The sequence below is a fragment of the Leucobacter albus genome, assembly GCF_039528015.1.
In the GTDB taxonomy this organism is placed as follows: domain Bacteria; phylum Actinomycetota; class Actinomycetes; order Actinomycetales; family Microbacteriaceae; genus Leucobacter; species Leucobacter albus.
On sequence record NZ_BAAAKZ010000002.1, the window covers coordinates 72,556 to 92,659 of the forward strand.

At 66.4% G+C, this 20,104-nt stretch carries 14 protein-coding genes; 1 reads left to right on the forward strand and 13 read right to left on the reverse strand.

Annotated features, from left to right (window positions below; genetic code table 11):
* Nucleotides 1-126: 126 nt before the first annotated feature.
* Together ABD115_RS01920 and ABD115_RS01925 are read right to left on the reverse strand one after the other, a co-directional pair.
* Nucleotides 127-774, reverse strand: coding sequence for a response regulator transcription factor (locus ABD115_RS01920; RefSeq protein ID WP_343957657.1), 648 nt, complete (start codon nt 772-774; stop codon nt 127-129).
* Nucleotides 755-2,035: a sensor histidine kinase gene (locus tag ABD115_RS01925; protein WP_343957659.1), complete on the reverse strand. Its 1,281-nt coding sequence runs from the start codon at nt 2,033-2,035 to the stop codon at nt 755-757. The genes ABD115_RS01920 and ABD115_RS01925 overlap by 20 nt, the downstream gene beginning before the upstream one ends.
* 124 nt (nt 2,036-2,159) lie before the next feature.
* Here ABD115_RS01925 and ABD115_RS01930 point away from each other — a divergent pair, with 124 nt between their 5' ends.
* Nucleotides 2,160-4,094, forward strand: coding sequence for a methyltransferase domain-containing protein (locus ABD115_RS01930; protein ID WP_343957662.1), 1,935 nt, complete (start codon nt 2,160-2,162; stop codon nt 4,092-4,094).
* Between the two features lie 111 nt (nt 4,095-4,205).
* Here ABD115_RS01930 and ABD115_RS01935 read toward each other — a convergent pair whose 3' ends face one another.
* The 11 genes from ABD115_RS01935 to ABD115_RS01985 all read right to left on the reverse strand — a co-directional run bounded on the left by ABD115_RS01935 (nt 4,206) and on the right by ABD115_RS01985 (nt 20,066).
* Nucleotides 4,206-5,621, reverse strand: coding sequence for an MFS transporter (locus ABD115_RS01935; RefSeq protein WP_343957664.1), 1,416 nt, complete (start codon nt 5,619-5,621; stop codon nt 4,206-4,208).
* A gap of 221 nt (nt 5,622-5,842) precedes the next feature.
* Nucleotides 5,843-6,943, reverse strand: a complete 1,101-nt coding sequence (locus ABD115_RS01940; protein WP_343957667.1) for an MraY family glycosyltransferase — start codon at nt 6,941-6,943, stop codon at nt 5,843-5,845.
* Nucleotides 6,940-8,736 (reverse strand): polysaccharide biosynthesis protein, encoded by a 1,797-nt coding sequence (locus ABD115_RS01945; protein ID WP_343957669.1) that lies wholly within the window; start codon nt 8,734-8,736, stop codon nt 6,940-6,942. Before ABD115_RS01945 ends, ABD115_RS01940 begins: the two co-directional genes overlap by 4 nt.
* 200 nt (nt 8,737-8,936) lie before the next feature.
* Nucleotides 8,937-10,130 (reverse strand): elongation factor Tu, encoded by a 1,194-nt coding sequence (gene tuf / locus ABD115_RS01950; protein WP_343957671.1) that lies wholly within the window; start codon nt 10,128-10,130, stop codon nt 8,937-8,939.
* Between the two features lie 163 nt (nt 10,131-10,293).
* Nucleotides 10,294-12,408, reverse strand: coding sequence for an elongation factor G (gene fusA, locus ABD115_RS01955; RefSeq protein WP_343957673.1), 2,115 nt, complete (start codon nt 12,406-12,408; stop codon nt 10,294-10,296).
* A gap of 98 nt (nt 12,409-12,506) precedes the next feature.
* A complete protein-coding gene (gene rpsG, locus ABD115_RS01960) occupies nt 12,507-12,977 on the reverse strand; it encodes a 30S ribosomal protein S7 (protein WP_042544729.1) in 471 nt (156 codons plus the stop codon).
* Nucleotides 12,977-13,348 (reverse strand): 30S ribosomal protein S12, encoded by a 372-nt coding sequence (gene rpsL / locus ABD115_RS01965; protein ID WP_343957675.1) that lies wholly within the window; start codon nt 13,346-13,348, stop codon nt 12,977-12,979. The genes rpsG and rpsL overlap by 1 nt, the downstream gene beginning before the upstream one ends.
* A gap of 303 nt (nt 13,349-13,651) precedes the next feature.
* On the reverse strand, nt 13,652-14,284 hold the full coding sequence (locus tag ABD115_RS01970) for a spermidine/putrescine ABC transporter substrate-binding protein (RefSeq protein ID WP_382388816.1): 633 nt from the start codon (nt 14,282-14,284) through the stop codon (nt 13,652-13,654).
* Between the two features lie 5 nt (nt 14,285-14,289).
* Nucleotides 14,290-14,772: a hypothetical protein gene (locus ABD115_RS01975; protein WP_343957678.1), complete on the reverse strand. Its 483-nt coding sequence runs from the start codon at nt 14,770-14,772 to the stop codon at nt 14,290-14,292.
* On the reverse strand, nt 14,772-15,767 hold the full coding sequence (locus tag ABD115_RS01980; protein WP_343957680.1) for a hypothetical protein: 996 nt from the start codon (nt 15,765-15,767) through the stop codon (nt 14,772-14,774). Before ABD115_RS01980 ends, ABD115_RS01975 begins: the two co-directional genes overlap by 1 nt.
* 408 nt (nt 15,768-16,175) lie before the next feature.
* Nucleotides 16,176-20,066 (reverse strand): DNA-directed RNA polymerase subunit beta', encoded by a 3,891-nt coding sequence (locus ABD115_RS01985; RefSeq protein WP_343957682.1) that lies wholly within the window; start codon nt 20,064-20,066, stop codon nt 16,176-16,178.
* Nucleotides 20,067-20,104: the final 38 nt, after the last annotated feature.

Here is a 20,104-nt window from a genome sequence, read left to right on the forward strand (position 1 = left end):
ACTGGTCGCTACGGGCCCGTTGAAGCCTATCTATTGCAGATTGGCGATCTACCGCAGCACCGGCCCAAGCCCAAGCCCCAGCCCAAGCCCAAGCCCAAGCCCAAGCCCCAGCCCCAGCCCCACCCCCTACCGGGCCTGCAGATACATCAGTATCGCCCGCACGCGCCGGTTCTCGTCGCTCGGCTGCATCCCGAGCCGTGTGAAGATGCTGCCGATATGTTTCCGCACGGCAGCGTCGGTGACGAAGAGCCGCGCCCCGATCTCGGCATTCGAGGCACCCTCGGCCATTAGCTCGAGTACCTCCCGCTCGCGCGCGGTGAGCGTGTCGAGCGGCCCGGGCGCGCGCTGCCGCAGCAGAAAGCGCGTCACTTCTGGGTCGATGACCGTACCCCCACCGGCGACTGCGGCGAGCGCTGCGTCGAAGTCTGCGACGCGATTCACCCGCTCTTTGAGCAGGTAGCCGACACCGCCCTCTGGCAGTGTGAGCAGGTCGCGGGCATACCTGTCGGCGACGTACTGGGAGAGCGCGAGCACGGGCTGTGTCGGGGCAAGCGCGCGAATCTCAAGCGCCGCCCGCAACCCATCGTCGGTTCTCGTCGGCGGCATGCGCACGTCGGTGACGACGAGATCTGGCGCGACCGCGAGGCCGCGGTACACGGCAACCAGTTCGGTGGCGTCTGCGGCGGTTGCAACGATCTCGTGCCCCAGCCGCTCGACGAGCGCACCGAGCGCCTCGCGCAACAGCGCCGCGTCGTCAGCGAGCAGAATGCGCACGACTGTCCTCCTCTGCATGCATCCCCAGTTCCACGTACGGAAACGCGAGCGTCAGCGTCGTCGGCCCGCCAACCGGGCTGTGTACGAGGAGTCGACCGCCGAGCGCATCGGCACGCTCCCCGAGCCCGCGCAGCCCGCTCCCGCGCCCCTCATCGATGCCGCCGTGCCCGCTGTCCGTCGCGGTGACTGTGGCGGAGCCCCCGTCGCAGGCGAGGGTCACCCGCACGAACGGCGCCGAGGTGTGCTTTGCCGCGTTGGTGAGCGCCTCGGCGACGAAGAAGTAGGCTGCGGCCTCACGCTCCGGGGTGAGGCGGGGGAAGCCGCGATCCACCACACGCAGCGGCATCGCGCTGCGCCCGCCAAGCTCGCTGAGCGCAGCAGGCACACCGTGGTCGGAGAGCACCGCTGGGTGAATCCCGCGCACGGTGTCGCGCAGCGCGCCCAGCGCGCGTTCGGTCTGGGCATGGGCGGCGTCGAGCGCCGCACGGGTCGCGCGTGCGTCGCCGGCCGCGAGCTCGAGTTCGAGCATGCCGAGGCGCGCCGCGATCGCGACGAGCTCCTGTTGCACCCCGTCGTGCAGGTCGCGCTCGAGCCTGCGGCGTTCGGCCTCGTTCGCGGCGACGATCGCGGCGCGCGATCGCGTGAGCCGGGTGACCCGCTCGTCGATCTCGGCCACGCGTGCGGCGATGAGCCAGCGGGCGCACGCCCCGTGCAGGGCGGCGAGCAGCGCGGTGATGTAGGCGAACACCGGCAGCGCGATGACAAGTAGCGGCAGCGGGTGCCACCAGTTCTCCGGGCCGAGGTGCACGGCGAAATCGCTGAAGAAGTGGATAGTGCCCTCGCGCTGGCGCGCCATCACCGCGACGCCAACGATCATGGTGAGGGTGAGCCCCTGGCCGAACAGCACCAGGAGCGACACCGCACCGAACACCAACCCGGCGATGAGCGACACGAGCTCCCGCCACGTGGCGGGTTCCGTGAGCCTCACCCCGAGCCAGTTCTGGCGCTCCCCCGGAGGCACTCGCACGTGCCCGCTGGCGAGCAGTGGCAGGCCGAGCAGTCTGAGCCTGCGGCGATCAACCGACGCGACCAAGATCGCCCAGATTGGCAGCAGCAGAATCGTCACGGCGAGCACCGCGACGAGCACCGGCGCCATCACTGCGCTCGTCGCAACAAATGCCAGGGCTCGCCACGGCCACCACGACGCGAGAAACCGCCACGGCGGCAGCACGAGCGCCTGCCACACCGTCTGCGAAGTCATGCGTCTAGGCTACGGTGCCTGGCGCGCTTCGCGTCACCCGAGCGGCAAAGAGTAGCGCCAGCGCTACCGGTGATCTCGCTCGCTGCAGCTGTGTCTCGCTCGGCCCGCACGATGCAATAAGACTATGAACTATCTCTCAGCTCACGGCATCACGAAGCGCTACCCGGTAGGTAAGCGTGAGGCACTCACCGTGCTGTCCGGGGTCAGTGTCGCGGTCAGCCCGGGTGAAATGGTGAGCATGATCGAGACCGGGCTGCATGCTGGGGGCGGCACCCTCGAGGCGTTTGCCAGCGGCGCCTCAGCTGTGCTCATATTCAGCGCTCCAGCAGGGGTCGCGGTGACCGCGGCGGCCGCCCGTCTCGCCGTCGATTTGGGCCGCGCGGCCTACGCGCGCTGGCAGCTTGCAGGTGTTGGCCCCGCGCAAACCGGGTTGATCGTGCTCACCCAGGTCGCTGCGGTTGGGCTCGCCGGAGGCACGTTCGGCTACGCCCTGACGGCGGTGATCGCTGAGCCCGTCATCCGCGCAGCCTTTGATGAGGGGGCGGGCGAACTCGCCGAAATACCGATTATCTCCGGCCCGCTCACCGCGGTTGTCACTGTCGGCAGCACCGTTGCACTCACGCTCCTCGGTGGTGCTCGCGCGGCGCGTTCCGCCGGGCGCACACCGCCGCTGTCGGCGCTGCGCGAACCGGAGCCGCGTGCCAAGCCGATGCGGTGGTGGCGGTGGATCGTGTTTGCGTGCGTCTGCGCGCTCGCGGCGTGGTTTGGAGCCTCACTGCTGAACGTCACCAACCGGCAGCAGTATTTCACGTTCGCACCGCTCGTTCCAGCGGTGCTCACCGCTGTCGTCGCCTCAGCTGGCCCTGCAATCTACGCGGTGCTGCTGCGCGCGTGGACGGGGGTGCTGCCGGCCCGCGCGTCGACAGCGTGGTACCTCGCCAGGCACGAAGCCAGGTACCACCTCAGCCGTTCCACTGCTTCGGTGACGCCACTGTTCGCCGGTACCGCGGTGCTTGGCGGGCTGTACACGGTCATGGCAACCACGAACGCCTCATTTGCCGGCACCGGTGAAGGCGCGGTGGCGCTTGGGTCTGCGCAGGTGGCGCTCATGTTCGGCGGCCCGATACTCCTCGCCGTGACGGGCGCGGCGGTCGTGATCTTCATGAGCAATCGCTCGCAGGGCACGGGGCAGGCACTCCCGTGCGGGAGCAGCTGTCTGCCGCCTAAAACCGGTCGCTCGAGCTGCCGCACGGTGCACCAGTGGCAGCACGGGGCGCGCTACCCTGAGAGCATGACTGACGTTTCACTGGTGAACCGCTACCGGAGCCTGGCGGCGCGGGTGTACGCCGCCGATAAACCCATCGGCCGCTCGTTCGGAGACGTCGAGCTTTACACCGAGCTGTTGCGCGGCGTCACAGGCCCCGTGTTCGAGCCGGCCGCAGGCAACGGTCGCGTGCTCGTGCCGCTCGCCGAGGCCGGGCTTAAACTCGTCGGCACAGACCCCTCCGCAGACATGCTCGATCGCTGCCGCGCCGAGTGCGATGCGCGCGGCCTGTCGGTCGGGCTCGAGCTTGGTCGTTTCGACACCGTCGATCCAGAGGCGCGCTACGCCGCCATCATCGTTCCGGCGGGGTCGATCCAACTCGTGCTCGACCCGGCGCAGACGCGCGAGATCCTTGCGGGCTTCTGCACGGCGCTCATGCCCGGCGGCCGCCTGATATTCGACCTCGACTCGCTGCACGCGCTCGCCGAGACTGCACCAGGCGCGCGCTCCTGGCGAGACGGCGACGACCTGCTCACCCTGACGACCGTCACCGAGTCGGTCGACGTGGCCGCGCAGACGACGATGTCGCAGCTCCGGTACGAGCGCTGGCACGGTGGCGCGCTCGCCGAGACCGAGCTCGAGCAGTTCGCGCTGAGGCTCTGGGGCGTCAATGAGATGCTGTTGTTGCTCGAAGCCGTCGGGTTCACCGAGGTGCGCGTGCACGCCGACTACGAGCGCGACAGTGCCCCGAGCGAGAGCACGCGCGTCGTCACCTTCGAGGCGGTTCGCGGGTAACGCGTCCGGTCACGTGAGACGCGGCGACCCGCCGCTAGCGAGCCCCGGCTGAAGACCCGCGGCGATCGACCGACCGCCGGCGGCCCGACCGCGGGTCGAACCCCGCCGAGCTCAGCTCTCGTCGAGTGTCTTCCCCCGGTACTCGACGAGCCCCCAGGCCGCGGCGGCGGCCACGATGAAGAACACGGCGAAAACGGTGAAGGTGAGCCCGGCTCCCCCGGCGCCGAGCAGCACCGGCACGAGCAGCGGTGCGATGATCGACGCTATTCGGCCGAAGCCGGCAGCCCAGCCAGCGCCGGTTCCGCGCAGCGAGGTCGGGTAGATCTCCGGTGTCACCGCGTACAGCGCGCCCCACGCGCCCAGGTTAAAGAACGACAGCGCCATGCCAGCGCCGATGATCGCGCCCTCGGTGGTCGCTGTGCCGAAGGCGATCGCCGATGCCGCAGATCCGATGAGAAACACTGAGAGCGTCAGCCTGCGGCCCCACTTCTCGATGAGCCAGGCGGCGACGGCGTACCCCGGCAGCTGCGCGAGCGTGATGAGCAGCGTGAACCCGAAGGAGCGCACGAGGCCGAAACCCGCGTCGACGAGAATGCTCGGGATCCAGATGAACGCGCCGTAGTAGGCGAAGTTCACACAGAACCACACCGCCCAGATCGCGGCGGTGCGCGTGCGGTACTCCGGCGCCCAGATCGCCGCGAGCCGGTTGCGAACGGGGGCCTGCGCGCCCGCGGTCGATGCGACGGCCGCGGTGGATCCGACAGCAGTTGCGGATCCGCCACCGCCCGCGGCCGCGCCGCCTTCGGGCCTGAGCGCACCCGCCGGCTTGCCGCCGGGTGCCGAAAGCCCCGCTGACGCCTCGAAGCCCGCGACGATCTTCTCGGCCTCGGCGGTGCGCCCCCGCGCGGCGAGCCAGCGCGGCGACTCCGGTAGGCCCAGGCGCACGACCAGGGCGTAGATCGCCGGCACCGCGCCGATGACAAAGGCCCAGCGCCAACCGTTCTCGGAGGCGGGCACGACGAAGTACCCGATGATCGCCGAGGCCGTCCAGCCGACAGCCCAGAACGCCTCGAGAATCACGATGATGCGGCCGCGAATGCGCGCCGGGGCGAACTCCGACACGTAGGTTGACGCGACAGGCAGCTCGGCACCCAGCCCGAGGCCAACGACAAACCTGAAGATTAGCAGCAGCGCGAGCCCACCGGCGAGGGCGCTCGCGCCGGTGGCAAGCCCATAGATCAGCAGCGTCAGCGCGAACACCTGCCTGCGCCCGATGCGATCGGCGAGGAGCCCGCCGAGGCTCGCGCCGATCGCCATGCCGAGGAAGCCGACCGAGGCGATGAGCCCGCCCTCGCCCTTCGTCAGCCCCCAGTGCTGCGTGAGCGCCGCGATGATGAACGAGATGAGCCCGACATCCATCGCGTCGAGCGCCCAGCCCAGGCCCGAGCCAGATAGCACGCGCAGGTGCTTGCGGGTAAACGGCAGCGCGTCGAGGCGCTCTGAAACTGATCCCCTGGTTTCGCTCACAGGTTCATCATAGAGGCACGCTGCCCGGGGTCTCGGGCCCGCGGCACGCCCGTCTTCCCTACCCTTGCCTCCGAGAACACCCACTCGCATCGCGAAACAGGTGCCGATCTCGGAGGTGAGGCAAGGGTTCACGGCGCTCAGCCCCGGGCGTGCGCGGGGCTCTAGCGGGCGCTAGCGGGCTCTAGCGGGCGCTAGCGGGCGCTCGCGGGCGCCACCGGGCGCTAGCGGGACGCCCTGCGTCGCCCGAGCGCGCCGGGCAGCAGCTGGTACGCGACCACGAGTGCGAGGCCGAGCACGAGCAGCACGAGCCACCAGACCGGCGCGACGAAGATAGACGCGAGCCCGAGCAGCGACGCCGCGAGCGTGAACGCAGCGTTGATGCCCGACGCGGCGATGTGGGGCATGCCGAGCTGGTGCAGCCGCTGGTAGGCGTGCTCCTTGTGTGGCTCGTCCCACTTGTGTCCGTTGCGCACTCGCTTCACGAGGGTCACCCCGACATCGCCGAAGTAGATGATCGTCGGGCCGATAGCGGCGAGCACCGGGACGCCGGCGATGAACGCTGCGAAACTCGTGACCGCGACGGCGCCGCCGAGGAGATAGCTGCCGACGTCGCCGAGAAACGCTCCGGGCTTCGTGAGGTTCCAGGGCAGAAAGCCGGCAAACCCGGCCGCGAGCACGAGGCCGGCGATGGTGAGCCAGCCCCCGCCCATCCAGAAGTAGCCGGCCGCGGCGAAGGCTAGGCCTGCGATGACGCCGTGGAGCCCGCTGATGCCATTGAGCCCGTCCATGAAGTTTGCGACGTTGATATAGCTCGAGATGAACAGCACGCCGTACACCGCGAGCAGCACGAGCACCCACGCCGGCATGAGGCTCACCCACGGCACCTGTGCTGGCATTCCCTGCGAAGCATTCCACCCGAAGTAGGGGCCCGCGCCAAAGTAAGCGCGCACGACCCAGATCAGCGCGACCGAGGTTGATGCCGCGATGACAAGCAGGAGCGCGCTACGCACCGGCACACTCACGCCCTTGAGGTCTTCGCCGAGGCCAAGCAGCCCAGCCGCGAGCGTGCCGAGCAGAATGACGAGGAGCATTTTCCACGAGAAGCTCTCGGAGTCGACCGCAAACACGTTGACGACCGCTACCGTCTCTACCACGACGATGGCGATCAGCACCGAGAGGCCGAGACCGCGAAGCACGGGCTTCTCGTGCGAGGAGCGCTCGTTCGGCACATCCATCACGCCGAGCTTCACGAGCAGCGGCTTCACCGCGAACGGCAGCACGAGCGAGAGCGCGAGCGCAGCCGCACCAATGAGCGCGGTCACTGCACGCGCCCCTCGGCCTCGCGGGTGAGGTCGAGCCGGGCGACCCAGCCGTCGTGGTCGAGAATGTCGGGGCTGATCACCCCGATGTGGGCGTGCGAGATCTTCGGGTGGAAGGGCCGCTCGTTGCCCTCCCCGTCACCCGTGAGCACCTCGTGCAGCTTCTCGCCGTGGCGCAGCCCCGTGTAGACGATCTCGATATCTTTGCCAGACTGGGCGATGAGCCGCTTTGCAACGTCGAGAATGCGCACCGGCTCCCCCATATCAAGAATGAGCACCTCGCCGGGCCGGCCGATGCCCCCCGCCTGAATGACGAGCTGCGAGGCCTCCGGAATAGTCATGAAGAACCGGGTCGCCTCGGGGTGGGTGACCGTGATCGGGCCGCCCTTCTCGATGAGGTTGCGAAACGTCGGTAGCATCGAGCCGCGGCTCCCGATGACGTTGCCAAACCGCACCGACAGGTACCTGCCACCCGTCTGCTCCGCCATCCACCCGGTGAGCTTCTCGGCGACGCGTTTGGAGTGGCCGAGCACGCTCGTCGGGTTCGCAGCTTTGTCGGTCGACACGTTCACGAACGTTCCGACGTTCACGGCGCGTGCGGCGTTGAGCACATTGAGCGTGCCCTGCACGTTTGTTTTCCACGCCTCGTCAGGGTACTGCTCGAGCATGGGCAAGTGTTTCAGCGCGGCGGCGTGGAACACGACCTCGGGCTTTCGCTCAAGGAAGATCTCGCTGAGCGACTCCGCGTCGCGAATGTCTGCGAGCACGACGTCGTTCGTGTCGAGCAGGCCGTGCCCAGCGATAGAGATCTGCACCTCTTGCAGCGCCGTCTCGTCGCGGTCGAGCATGATGAGCTCGCTCGGCGCAAAGTTCACGAGTTGCCGGCAGAGCTCTGAGCCGATCGAGCCCCCGGCGCCCGTGACGAGCACCCGCTTGCCCTGCAGGTAGTCGGCGATCGACTCGGTGCTCAGCCGCACGGGGTGACGGCCGATGATGTCTTCGATCGAGAGCTCTCGCACGTTCGAGATCGCAGCGGAGTTATCGAGCAGCTGGTTGAGCGGCGGCAGCACCATGACGTTCAGACCCAGCTTGTCGGCGTCGCTATCAAGCCTGCGCAGCATGCCAGCGTCGGCGTCGCCGATGCACACGAGAATGGAGGTTGCGCCGGTCTTGCGAACCGCCTGCTCGAGGTCTTGAATACCGCCGAGCACCTTCACCCCGCGCACCTCTTGGTTACTCTTGGCCGGGTCGTCGTCGAGAAAGCCAACGGGCAGGTACTCCGACTTCGCATCGGTGAGCAGGCGCTTCGCGGTCTGCACGCCGAGATAGCCGGAGCCGTAGAGCAGCACGCGTTCAGCCTTCGCCGGCTTGAGGCTGCGCTCCTGGAGAGTGCGCAGCAGATAGCGCACGACGCCCATGAACGAGAACGTAATCGGGGCGGCGATGACCAGGGTGGATCGCGGGATGCCGTTGCCGTACCCGGCGTAGAACGCGAAGACCCACGTCACCAGCGTCACCGCGGTGACGGCGAATACGACGGTGCGCACCTCGTCGAAGCTGCCGATCTGATAGCGACTGCGATAGAGCCAGAACAGCCAGCCGAACAGCAACTGAAGCGCCGCCGCAACACCGATCACCGCGAGCGTCCACCCCCAGTGAATGCGGGTGTAGACGAAGTCGAAGCGCAGCACGAGCGCGATGATGATGCCGACTGCCCAAGCCATCACGTCGAGCAGGTACAGCCCTCCGTAGGTCTCGACGAAGTGTGCAAATCTGCCACTCGCAGGCTTCCGCACGCGCTCTCCCTCGCTTGGTTGGGCCCTCGCCCCGGAACGCCCGGCGTAACCCGAACGTTATGAACATCCTCAAGGATAGCGCGCGGCAAGGGCCGCACGGGCTGCACGCCCCGTGAGACGCAAAGAACCCCGGAGGTTTCCCTCCGGGGTTCTCGGTGTAGCCGAGGCTACGAAGTAGTCAGAGACTACGCGGCTTAAACCTAGGCAATAACCTTGGTCACCGTGCCGGCGCCGACGGTGCGGCCACCCTCACGGATGGCGAAGCCGAGGCCCTCTTCCATAGCGATCGGCTGGATGAGCTCGACCGTCATGTCGGTGGTGTCGCCGGGCATAACCATCGGCTTGTCCTCGGGCAGCGTGATAACACCGGTCACGTCAGTCGTACGGAAGTAGAACTGCGGGCGGTAGTTCGTCTCGAACGGGTTGTGGCGGCCGCCCTCTTCCTTCTTGAGGATGTAGGCGGTGCCCTCGAAGTTGGTGTGCGGGGTGATCGAGCCGGGGGCTACGACAACCTGGCCGCGCTCAACATCTTCGCGCTTGGTGCCGCGAAGCAGGAGGCCACAGTTCTCGCCGGCCCATGCCTCGTCGAGCTGCTTGTGGAACATCTCGATACCGGTCACGGTGGTCTTCTGCGTGTCGCGCAGACCAACGATCTCGACCTCGGAGTTGATCTTCAGCGTGCCACGCTCGGCGCGGCCCGTAACGACGGTGCCACGACCGGTGATCGTGAAGACATCCTCAACAGGCATGAGGAACGGCTTGTCACGGTCGCGAACCGGGTCCGGAACGCTCGCGTCGACAGCTTCCATGAGCTCGAGAACGGAGTTAACCCACTTCTCTTCGCCCTGGAGTGCCTGGTAGCCCGAAACGCGCACGACGGGAACGTCATCTCCGGGGTAGCCCTGCTTCGAGAGCTCCTCGCGGACCTCCATCTCGACGAGCTCGAGGATTTCCTCGTCGTCGACCTGGTCGCACTTGTTCAGTGCAACGAGGAGGTAGGGAACGCCGACCTGCTTCGCAAGGAGGATGTGCTCCTTGGTCTGAGCCATCATGCCGTCGGTAGCGGCAACCACGAGGATCGCGCCGTCCATCTGAGCAGCACCGGTGATCATGTTCTTGATGTAGTCAGCGTGGCCTGGTGCATCAACGTGAGCGTAGTGACGCTTCGGGGTCTCGTACTCGACGTGCGAGATGTTGATGGTGATGCCGCGCTGGCGCTCCTCGGGTGCGGAGTCGATCGTCGCGAAGTCGCGCTGCACGTTGGTGTCCGACGGGTACTTGTCGGCAAGCGTCTTCGAGATTGCTGCGGTAAGGGTGGTCTTACCGTGGTCAACGTGACCGATCGTTCCGATGTTTACGTGCGGCTTGGTCCGCTCGAACTTGGCCTTCGCCACTATGGTCCTCCTCAGGACAGTCATGCACTGCAATCCTCTTGACGGTTTCGAGAGGGTGCGAGCACAGGGTGTGTACTTAATGTTACAAGCTCTGGCCTATCTGCGCGACCTGAGCCGGGTGATCTGCGGCGGGGCTGGCCCCGCCGCAGATCGAGGGGCAATGTTACTCGCCCTTAGCCTTCTGAACGATCTCATCGGCCACGGCCTTCGGCACCTCAGCATAGGAGTCGAAGGTCATCGAGAACACTGCGCGACCGCTGGTCTTCGACCGCAGGTCACCAATGTACCCGAACATTTCTGAAAGCGGAACGAGAGCGCGAACGATCTTGATACCGCTGCCATCCTCCATGGCCTGAATCTGGCCACGGCGGGAGTTGAGGTCGCCGATCACGTCGCCCATGTACTCCTCGGGAGTACGAACCTCAACGGCCATCATCGGCTCAAGGATGACCGGCTGCGCCTGGCGAGCCGCTTCCTTGAATGCCATCGAGCCCGCGATCTTGAACGCCATTTCAGACGAGTCAACATCGTGGTACTGGCCGTCGAGCAGCTGTGCGCGCACGCCAACAACGGGGAAGCCCGCGAGGATGCCGTACTGCATCGCGTCCTGGATACCGGCGTTGACCGACGGGATGTACTCGCGCGGCACGCGACCACCGGTCACCTTGTCCTCGAACTCGTAGACCTTGTCGCCCTCGACCTCGAGCGGAGCAAGCGAGATCTGCACCTTCGCGAACTGACCGGAGCCACCGGTCTGCTTCTTGTGGGTGTAGTCGTACTTCGCAACTTCCTTGCGGATCGTCTCGCGGTACGCAACCTGGGGCTTGCCCACGTTAGCCTCAACCTTGAACTCGCGCTTCATGCGATCGACAAGAATGTCGAGGTGCAGCTCGCCCATGCCAGCGATAACGGTCTGGCCGGTCTCCTCGTTCTGGCTGACGCGGAACGTCGGGTCTTCTTCGGCGAGCTTCTGAATCGCGGTGCCGAGCTTCTCCTGGTCGCCCTTGGTCTTCGGCTCGATAGCCACCTCGATCACGGGCTCGGGGAAGGTCATCGACTCGAGCACAACCTGGTTGTTCGGGTCTGAGAGGGTGTCACCGGTGGTGGTGTCCTTCAGGCCGATCACGGCGTAGATGTTGCCGGCCATGAGGTCGTCAACCGGGTTCTCCTTGTTGGCGTGCATCTGGAAGATCTTTCCGATGCGCTCCTTCTTACCCTTGGTCGAGTTCACGACCTGGGCGCCCGACTCGACCTGACCCGAGTACACGCGAATGTAGGTCAGGCGACCGAAGAACGGGTGCACGGCAACCTTGAAGGCGAGCGCCGAGAACGGCTGATCCGACTTCGGGAGGCGCTCAATGATGACCGACTCGTCGCGCGGGTCGTGTGCCTCGATGGCACCGACGTCGAGCGGGTTCGGCAGGAAGTCGACAACCGCGTCGAGCATCGGCTGGATGCCGCGGTTCTTGAATGCCGAGCCGCAGTAGACCGGGTAGATCTCGTTGTTCACGACGAGCTTGCGAATGCCGGCCTTGATCTCATCAATGCTGATCTCTTCGCCGCCGAAGAACTTCTCGAGGAGCGCGTCGTCGGTCTCAGCGACGGTCTCGACGAGCTTCTCGCGGTACTCCTTGGCCTTCTCCACGAGGTCAGCAGGAATCTCCTGAGTCTCGTAGTTCGCGCCGAGGGTCACGTCGCCCTTCGAGTCGCCTTCCCAGACGAATGCCTTCATCGTGAGCAGGTCGACAACGCCGACGAAGTCGCTCTCGGAGCCGATGGGCAGCTGCATGACGAGCGGCTTCGCGCCGAGGCGGCTGACGATGGTCTCTACGGTGAAGTAGAAGTCGGCGCCCATCTTGTCCATCTTGTTGACGAAGCAGATACGCGGAACGCCGTACTTGTCGGCCTGACGCCAGACGGTCTCGGACTGGGGCTCAACGCCCTCCTTGCCGTCGAACACGGCGACGGCGCCGTCGAGCACGCGGAGCGAACGCTCCACCTCGACGGTGAAGTCAACGTGGCCGGGGGTGTCAATGATGTTGATCTGGTTGTTGTTCCAGAAGCAGGTCACGGCGGCCGACGTGATCGTGATGCCGCGCTCCTTCTCCTGCTCCATCCAGTCAGTCGTCGCGCCACCGTCGTGGGTCTCGCCCAGCTTGTGGTTCACACCCGTGTAGAACAGGATGCGCTCGGTGGTGGTGGTCTTGCCGGCGTCGATGTGGGCCATGATGCCGATGTTGCGGACCTTGCTCAGGTCGGTGAGCACGTCTTGTGCCACGGGGGTCTCCTCCGGGGTGGGGATGTAAGAGTGTGGGTCGCGGGCGAACCCGCAAGTGAGAGGCGGGTCGGGTTCCGACCCGCCCCTCACTCAGATGACTACCAGCGGTAGTGAGCGAACGCGCGGTTCGACTCTGCCATCTTGTGCGTGTCCTCGCGGCGCTTCACAGCGGCACCAAGGCCGTTGGATGCGTCGAGGATCTCGTTGGTGAGGCGATCCGTCATCGAGTTCTCGCGACGGGCCTTTGCGTAGCTGGTCAGCCAGCGCAGTGCGAGGGTGTTCGCACGGTGCGGTTTGACCTCTACGGGCACCTGGTAGGTCGAGCCACCAACACGACGTGAGCGAACCTCAAGGGTGGGGCGCACGTTATCGAGCGCCTTCTTGAGTACGACCACGGCATCCTGGCCGCTCTTCTCAGCAACGACCTCGAGCGCGTTGTACACAATGCGCTCTGCGAGGCCCTTCTTGCCGTCAACAAGAATCTTGTTGACGAGCTGGCTGACGATGGGTGCGCCGTATACCGGATCGGCAACTACGGGACGCTTGGGAGCAGGACCTTTACGGGGCATTACTTCACCTTCTTTGCACCGTAGCGGCTACGAGCTTGCTTGCGGTCCTTGACCGCCTGCGTGTCGAGTGCGCCGCGCACGATCTTGTAACGAACACCGGGGAGGTCCTTCACACGACCGCCGCGCACGAGCACCATCGAGTGCTCCTGCAGGTTGTGGCCCTCACCGGGGATGTAGGCCGTGACCTCGGTTCCGTTGGAAAGCTTCACACGAGCGACCTTACGCATCGCCGAGTTCGGCTTCTTCGGGGTGGTGGTGTACACACGGGTGCACACACCGCGCTGCTGGGGGTTCGCCTTCAGTGCGGGAGCCTTGGTCTTAGTGACCTTCGGCGACCGCCCCTTGCGAACCAGCTGCTGAATAGTAGGCACTGATTCTCCTAGTAGTCCTGCACGGTGACAGGAATGCTTCAAATGGGCGAGCATTTGCGCGAGCTTGCGCACGCGCGGAGCTGCTGGACTCTCGGCCTGGGCTTCGAATCCGAGTGCAGCTATGCCGTGGGGGTATCAGCTCTGGGAGCGAGTGACCCTCGGAGCTCTCCCCCGAATTCGCGCAGGCGCGAACGAGGTGGAGTGCACCAAGGAATAACTTTACGCGCTGTGGCGCCTCCGCGCAAGGGTGGCGCCCCCGCGCGGGGGTCGCACCGGCGCCGCACGCTAGGCCGGCGCCGCACGCTAGGCCGGCGGCTCGAGCTGACGCGACAGCTCGTCGAGCATCGCACGCACCTGCGGCTCGACGAACCTATCGATCGCCGCCGAGATTCGCGGGCGATGCCCCATGAGCGCGAAACAGACCTCGTTGCCAACATCGGCGGCCCGCAGGTCGGCAAGCTGTATCTCGCGCCGCAACTGATCTTTCTCAGCGGCGCTGAGGGGCGGCCGTGGCAGCGGCGGGTCGGGCCTCGACTCCTCGGCTAGGCCTGCCATCGTGAACAGAAACGGCTGGTCGTCGGCCACCGGCTCAGGGTCGGGGTCGAGGCCGTCGAACTCGGGGTCGAGCCCTGCCGCGGGGTCGTAGCCGCCAACGCGCCACAGATCCGCCCCCGTCAATTCCGCGTGGAGCATCGGCAAATTCTCCTGCGTGTAGTCATCGACGAGCCGATCGACGATGCGCTGCACCCGCGAAACGAGCGCGTGCTTCACCTGGTGGGGCGTGGCGTCTGGAATGCCGGAGGCGACGAGCACCGGCGAGCCCGTGCACCTGCGGCAGATGCGACTGCGCGCGCGGTAGGCGGCTGGCTCCCACTTCGGCAGCCATGCAAGCCACGCCTCAACCGCGGTGTTGACGCGCCTATCGATTACGCCCACGAGGTTCACTCCCGCTCCTCGCGCCGCTCCCACGGCCACTGCGGTGTCGGCCGATCGGTGTAGATGCGCCTGGCGAGCACGAGCCAGAACACCACCACGGCGATCGCCCAGACGGGCATCAAGATCAGCGCGAACGGGCTCAGCCACGTCTCGCGAATGCTCAGGCCGGCCGCGATGCCCGCGAGGCCCCAGAGCAGGTAGATGCCGAAGGCGGCACCAAGCACTATCCCGGCAACTGGGCTCTTCCGACCGCGCAGCAGCGACAGCGCCTGCCGCCACAGCATCACCCCGAGCATGCCGAGCCCGAGGCCAATACTCAGCACGCCGAACCACAGCGGAACGTTCTCGGTCTCGATGGGCTCGCGCCCGAGCGCGAAGCCCAGCAGGCCCCACGAGGCGACGACGAGGGCGGCGGCCACGACCAGGGTCGCACCGAGGAGCCCGAGGACATACCCCCGAGTGACTCCCCGCTTCGCGCCCTCGACCATTACTGCTTCGCCCGCACCTCGGCCAGCGCGGTCTCGTACTCGGCGAGCAGTTCCGCGTTCTTCGCGGTGACGCGGCGCCCGCGGGCCCCGATCCACGCGCCGAACCAGATCGCGACCTCGCGCCCCAGAATCGCGGCTCCCAGCGTTGGCAGCGTGAAGGCCAACGAGCGCGCGGTCGCGAGGAATCCGGTGGCGCCCTCGAGGTCAGCCACCGGGCTGCCAGCGAGAGCGAAGGTTGCGGTCGTGGCGACCCACACGATCACGCCAACGAACAAACTGAAGATCACGTACGCCCACCACCCGGCACGACCGAAGATCAGCACGAGAATGGTGAGCCCGAGGAAGAACGCTGCAACCCCAGCGATGAAGCCCCACGAGGTCACCCACGGCAGCAGCCCCTCGCTGAGAAACGTCGACGGCGGGAAGTCGCGGGCGATCATCGCCGAGATGAGCCCGGCGTACAACGCCGCGAACGCGACCGTGCCGAGCAGCGCGATGAGCACGCCTGCGCCGCGGTTGCCCTTGAGGTCTGGCGGCATGGGCGACTGCATGTAGAGCGCAGCCATCGGGTGGTCTGCGCTGATGCGAATCTCGCCGTCGCGGGCGGGGTCTGCGAGCTGCGCCGCGTCAGCGACAACGGTCTCGGCCGCGGCCGACGGAGTCTCGTCAAATGCCGCGATGCGCGGGCCCTTGCCCGCGGGTGTATCGAGGTCGAGCTGGGTGTCGACGCTCGCTGCCTGCTCACGGTGTGCCCGCTCGGCGAGCGCCTCGGCGCCGGCTGCGACGGCCGTCGTATCGGCGTCAGCGCCGCTCACTGCGCTCACTGGCGCGGGGTCGACCACGGTGCCGCTCGCGTCGACGACGATGACCTCGCCCGCGGGCTCGTCGACGATGCCTGTCGCCCGGTCTACGGCGTCTTGCACCTGGCCCTCGCTTGCCGCCTGTTCTTCTACCGGCGCGCCGGGATCGACGGGAGTTTCGCGCTCATCGCTCATGGGTCTACCTCTCGACTGCCTTGCGTTCAGTCGCCACGATACAAGCTATGCGTCAAAAATGCGCTATCCCGCGCGGAAGTGTGGCGCGAAACTGCCCGCCGCGCGCCGGGCCGCTCGGCGCTCGCTGCGCAACTCCGGCAGATCTGCCGTCTATCGGTGCCGCAGCGCGGCGTGCGCGCGTGTGAGCGCAGATCTCCGATCGAAGGGCCGCTGCGCGCGGGGTGCGGATCCGCAACGCACACCGCCCCCTCCCCCGAGCAGCCCGGAGGCCGTGCCCGAGCCAGGCCCGAGCAGCCCCGAGGCCGTGCCTGAGCCAGGCCCGCACACACGAGCGCGGGCCCCCACCCGAAGGTGGAGGCCCGCGCCACTGTCTGACCGGCGCCCCGCTCTCGCGGGCCGCCGAACCCGCTAGCTGTAGTTGCCGGGGTTGAACTCGTCAGAGGTGAAGGTGTCGAAGTCGACGAACGAGAAGTCGTTCTCGTCGAACGTGCCCTCGCCCGCGTACATGCGGTTCGGGTAGCGCTCTGCACGAGCCTCCTCGGTCGCGGCAACATCAACGTCGGTGTACACGCCCAGGCCGGTGCCGGCCGGGATGAGCTTACCGATGATGACGTTCTCCTTGAGGCCGACGAGCGGATCCTTCGATCCCTCCATCGCTGCCTGCGTGAGCACGCGGGTGGTCTCCTGGAAGGAGGCCGCCGAGAGCCACGACTCGGTCGCGAGCGACGCCTTGGTGATACCCATGACCTCGGGGCGCGCGGTCGCGGCGCGCTTGCCGTCGACGAGCGCCTCGCGGTTGATGCGCTGGTAGCGCGACCGGTCGACGAGCTCGCCCGGGAGCAGCTCGGTCTCGCCGTGGTCGACGACGGTGACCTTGCGCAGCATCTGGCGAACGATGACCTCGATGTGCTTATCGTGGATCGGCACGCCCTGCGAGCGGTACACGCCCTGCACGCCCTCGACGAGGTACTTCTGCACGGCACGCTCGCCCGGAATGTGCTTGTCGTTCTCGGTTGCGCCGACCTGCAGGATGTCCTTCGGGTCGAGCGTGCCCTGAATGAACGGCTGGCCGAGCTGCACGTGCTGCCCGTCTTCGACGATGAGCGTCGAACGCTTCAGCACGGGGTACTGCTTCTCCTCGGTGCCATCGTCTGGCGTGAGGATCAGGCGGCGGCTCTTCTCGGTGTCTTCGATCGTGATGCGGCCTGCGGCCTCAGCGATCGGCGACGCACCCTTCGGGGTGCGGGCCTCGAAGAGCTCCTGCACGCGGGGCAGACCCTGCGTGATGTCGTCTGCCGACGCCGAGCCACCGGTGTGGAACGTACGCATCGTGAGCTGGGTTCCCGGCTCACCAATCGACTGCGCCGCGATAATGCCAACGGCCTCGCCGATGTCGACGCGCTGACCGGTCGCGAGCGAGCGGCCGTAGCAGGTCGCGCACACGCCGACAGCCGACTCACAGGTGAGCACGGAGCGCACCTTGATCTCGGTGACGCCGGCGCCGACGAGCAGGTCGATCGCGACGTCGCCAACATCGGAGCCAGCCGCGGCGACGACGTCGCCAGCAGCGTTCACTGCGTCGGCTGCGAGGGTACGGGCGTAGACCGAGTTCTCGACGTTCTCGTCGCGCACGATGACGCCGTCAACCTCAGCCGCGATCGGCAGATCGAGGCCGCGACGGGTGCCACAGTCTTCCTCGCGGATGATGACATCCTGCGAGACGTCGACGAGACGACGCGTCAGGTAACCCGAGTCAGCGGTACGCAGCGCGGTATCGGCCAGGCCCTTACGCGCACCGTGGGTCGCGATGAAGTACTCAGCCACCGACAGGCCCTCGCGATAGGAGTTAATGATCGGGCGGGGAATAATCTCGCCCTTCGGGTCAGACACGAGGCCACGCATACCCGCGATGTTACGGATCTGCAGCCAGTTACCACGGGCACCCGACGACACCATACGGAAGATGGTGTTGTCTTCGGGGAACGCCTCGCGCATCGCCTGAGCAACCTCGTCGGTCGCCTCGGTCCAGATCTTCACGAGATCGGCGTGACGCTCCTGCTCGGTGATGAGACCGCGGTCGAAGCGCTTCTGCACCGCAGCCGCGTCCTTCTCGTGCGCCGCAAGAATCTCGGCCTTGTTCGACGGGGTCACGATGTCAGACAGCGCAACGGTCACGCCCGAGCGGGTCGCCCAGTGGAAGCCGGCGTCCTTGATGCGGTCGAGGGTCGCAGCGACCTCAACCTTCGGGTAGCGCTCGGCGAGGTCGTTGACAAGCGTCGAGAGCGTGCCCTTGTCGGCGACCTGCTCGAAGTACACGTAGTCAGCGGGCAGCGCCTCGTTGAAGATCGCACGGCCGAGCGTGGTCTCGACGAGCACGGGCTTCTCCGAGGTAACGCCCGAAGCGTCGGTGTACCCGGTGAGGCGAATCTTGGCCATCGCGCCAAGGTCGAGCGTGTGCTCGTCCATAGCGAGAATTGCCTCAGCGATCGAGCCGAACGCGCGACCCTCGCCGACTGCGCCCTTCTTCACCGTGGTGAGGTGGTGCAGGCCGATGATCATATCCTGCGACGGCAGGGTCACCGGGCGGCCGTCAGACGGCTTCAAGATGTTGTTCGACGCGAGCATGAGCACGCGCGCCTCGGCCTGAGCCTCGACCGACAGCGGCAGGTGCACTGCCATCTGGTCGCCGTCGAAGTCAGCGTTGAACGCAGCACAGACGAGCGGGTGCAGCTGAATCGCCTTGCCCTCAACGAGCTGCGGCTCGAACGCCTGAATACCGAGGCGGTGCAGGGTAGGTGCACGGTTCAGCATCACGGGGCGCTCGCGGATGATCTCCTCGAGCACGTCCCAGACCTCGCTGCGCGAACGCTCGACCATGCGCTTTGCGGCCTTCACGTTCTGTGCGTGCGAGAGATCCATGAGGCGCTTGATGACGAACGGCTTGAACAGCTCGAGCGCCATCTGCTTCGGCAGGCCACACTGGTGCAGCTTGAGCTGCGGGCCGACAACGATGACCGAACGGCCCGAGTAGTCAACGCGCTTACCGAGCAGGTTCTGACGGAAGCGGCCCTGCTTGCCCTTGAGCATGTCAGAGAGCGACTTCAGCGCACGGTTACCGGTGCCCGTCACGGGGCGGCCGCGGCGGCCGTTGTCGAACAGCGCGTCAACTGCCTCCTGGAGCATGCGCTTCTCGTTGTTCACGATGATCTCGGGAGCACCGAGATCGAGCAGGCGGCGGAGACGGTTGTTGCGGTTGATCACGCGACGGTAGAGGTCGTTGAGATCAGAGGTCGCGAAGCGGCCACCGTCGAGCTGCACCATCGGGCGAAGCTCGGGCGGGATCACTGGAACGACGTCGAGCACCATCGCGGCCGGGCTTGCGCCGGTCTGCAGGAAGGCGCTGACGACCTTCAGGCGCTTGATCGCACGAATCTTCTTCTGACCCTTGCCCTCGGCGATCTGCAGGTGCAGCAGCTCGGCCTCGGCCTCAAGATCGAACGCCTCGAGGCGCTTCTTGATGGCCTCTGCGCCCATGTAGGCCTCGAAGTAATCGCCGTAGCGATCCATGAGGTCTGCGAACACCGCGTCCTCGGGCTTGAGGTCGCCAACCTTCAGGCTGCGGAAGTCGTCCCACACGCGCTCGAGACGAGCGATGTCGTCGTCGAAGCCGCGGCGAATGAGCGTCATGTCCTTCTCGGCCGAGGCCTCGGCGCGGCGGCGCTGGTCAGCCTTCGCCCCTTCTGCCTCGAGCGCTGCCAGGTCGGTCTCGGCCTGCTGCTGGCGCTGAGCAACAGCGATGTCGCGCTGGTCAGAGAGCGCCTTCAGCTCGAGCCGCAGCTCGGCCTCAAGCTCGGCCATGTCTTCGTGGCGGCCCTCTTCATCGATGTCGATGATCATGTACGCAGCGAAGTAGATGACCTTCTCGAGGTCTTTCGGCGCCATGTCGAGCAGGTACCCGAGGCGTGACGGCACGCCCTTGAAGTACCAGATGTGGGTCACGGGAGCGGCGAGCTCGATGTGGCCCATGCGCTCGCGGCGCACGCTCGACTTCGTGACCTCAACGCCACAGCGCTCACACACGATGCCCTTGTAGCGCACACGCTTGTACTTGCCGCACGCGCACTCCCAGTCGCGGCTGGGGCCGAAGATCTGTTCGCCGAACAGACCGTCCTTTTCAGGCTTCAGCGTGCGGTAGTTGATGGTCTCCGGCTTCTTGACCTCGCCGAACGACCAGCCACGGATGTCGTCGGCGGTCGCCAGACGAATCTGCAGCTCATTGAAACTCGTACCCTCGAGCAAATTGTTCTCCTTGGTATGAAAACTTAAAAAAATCAGAC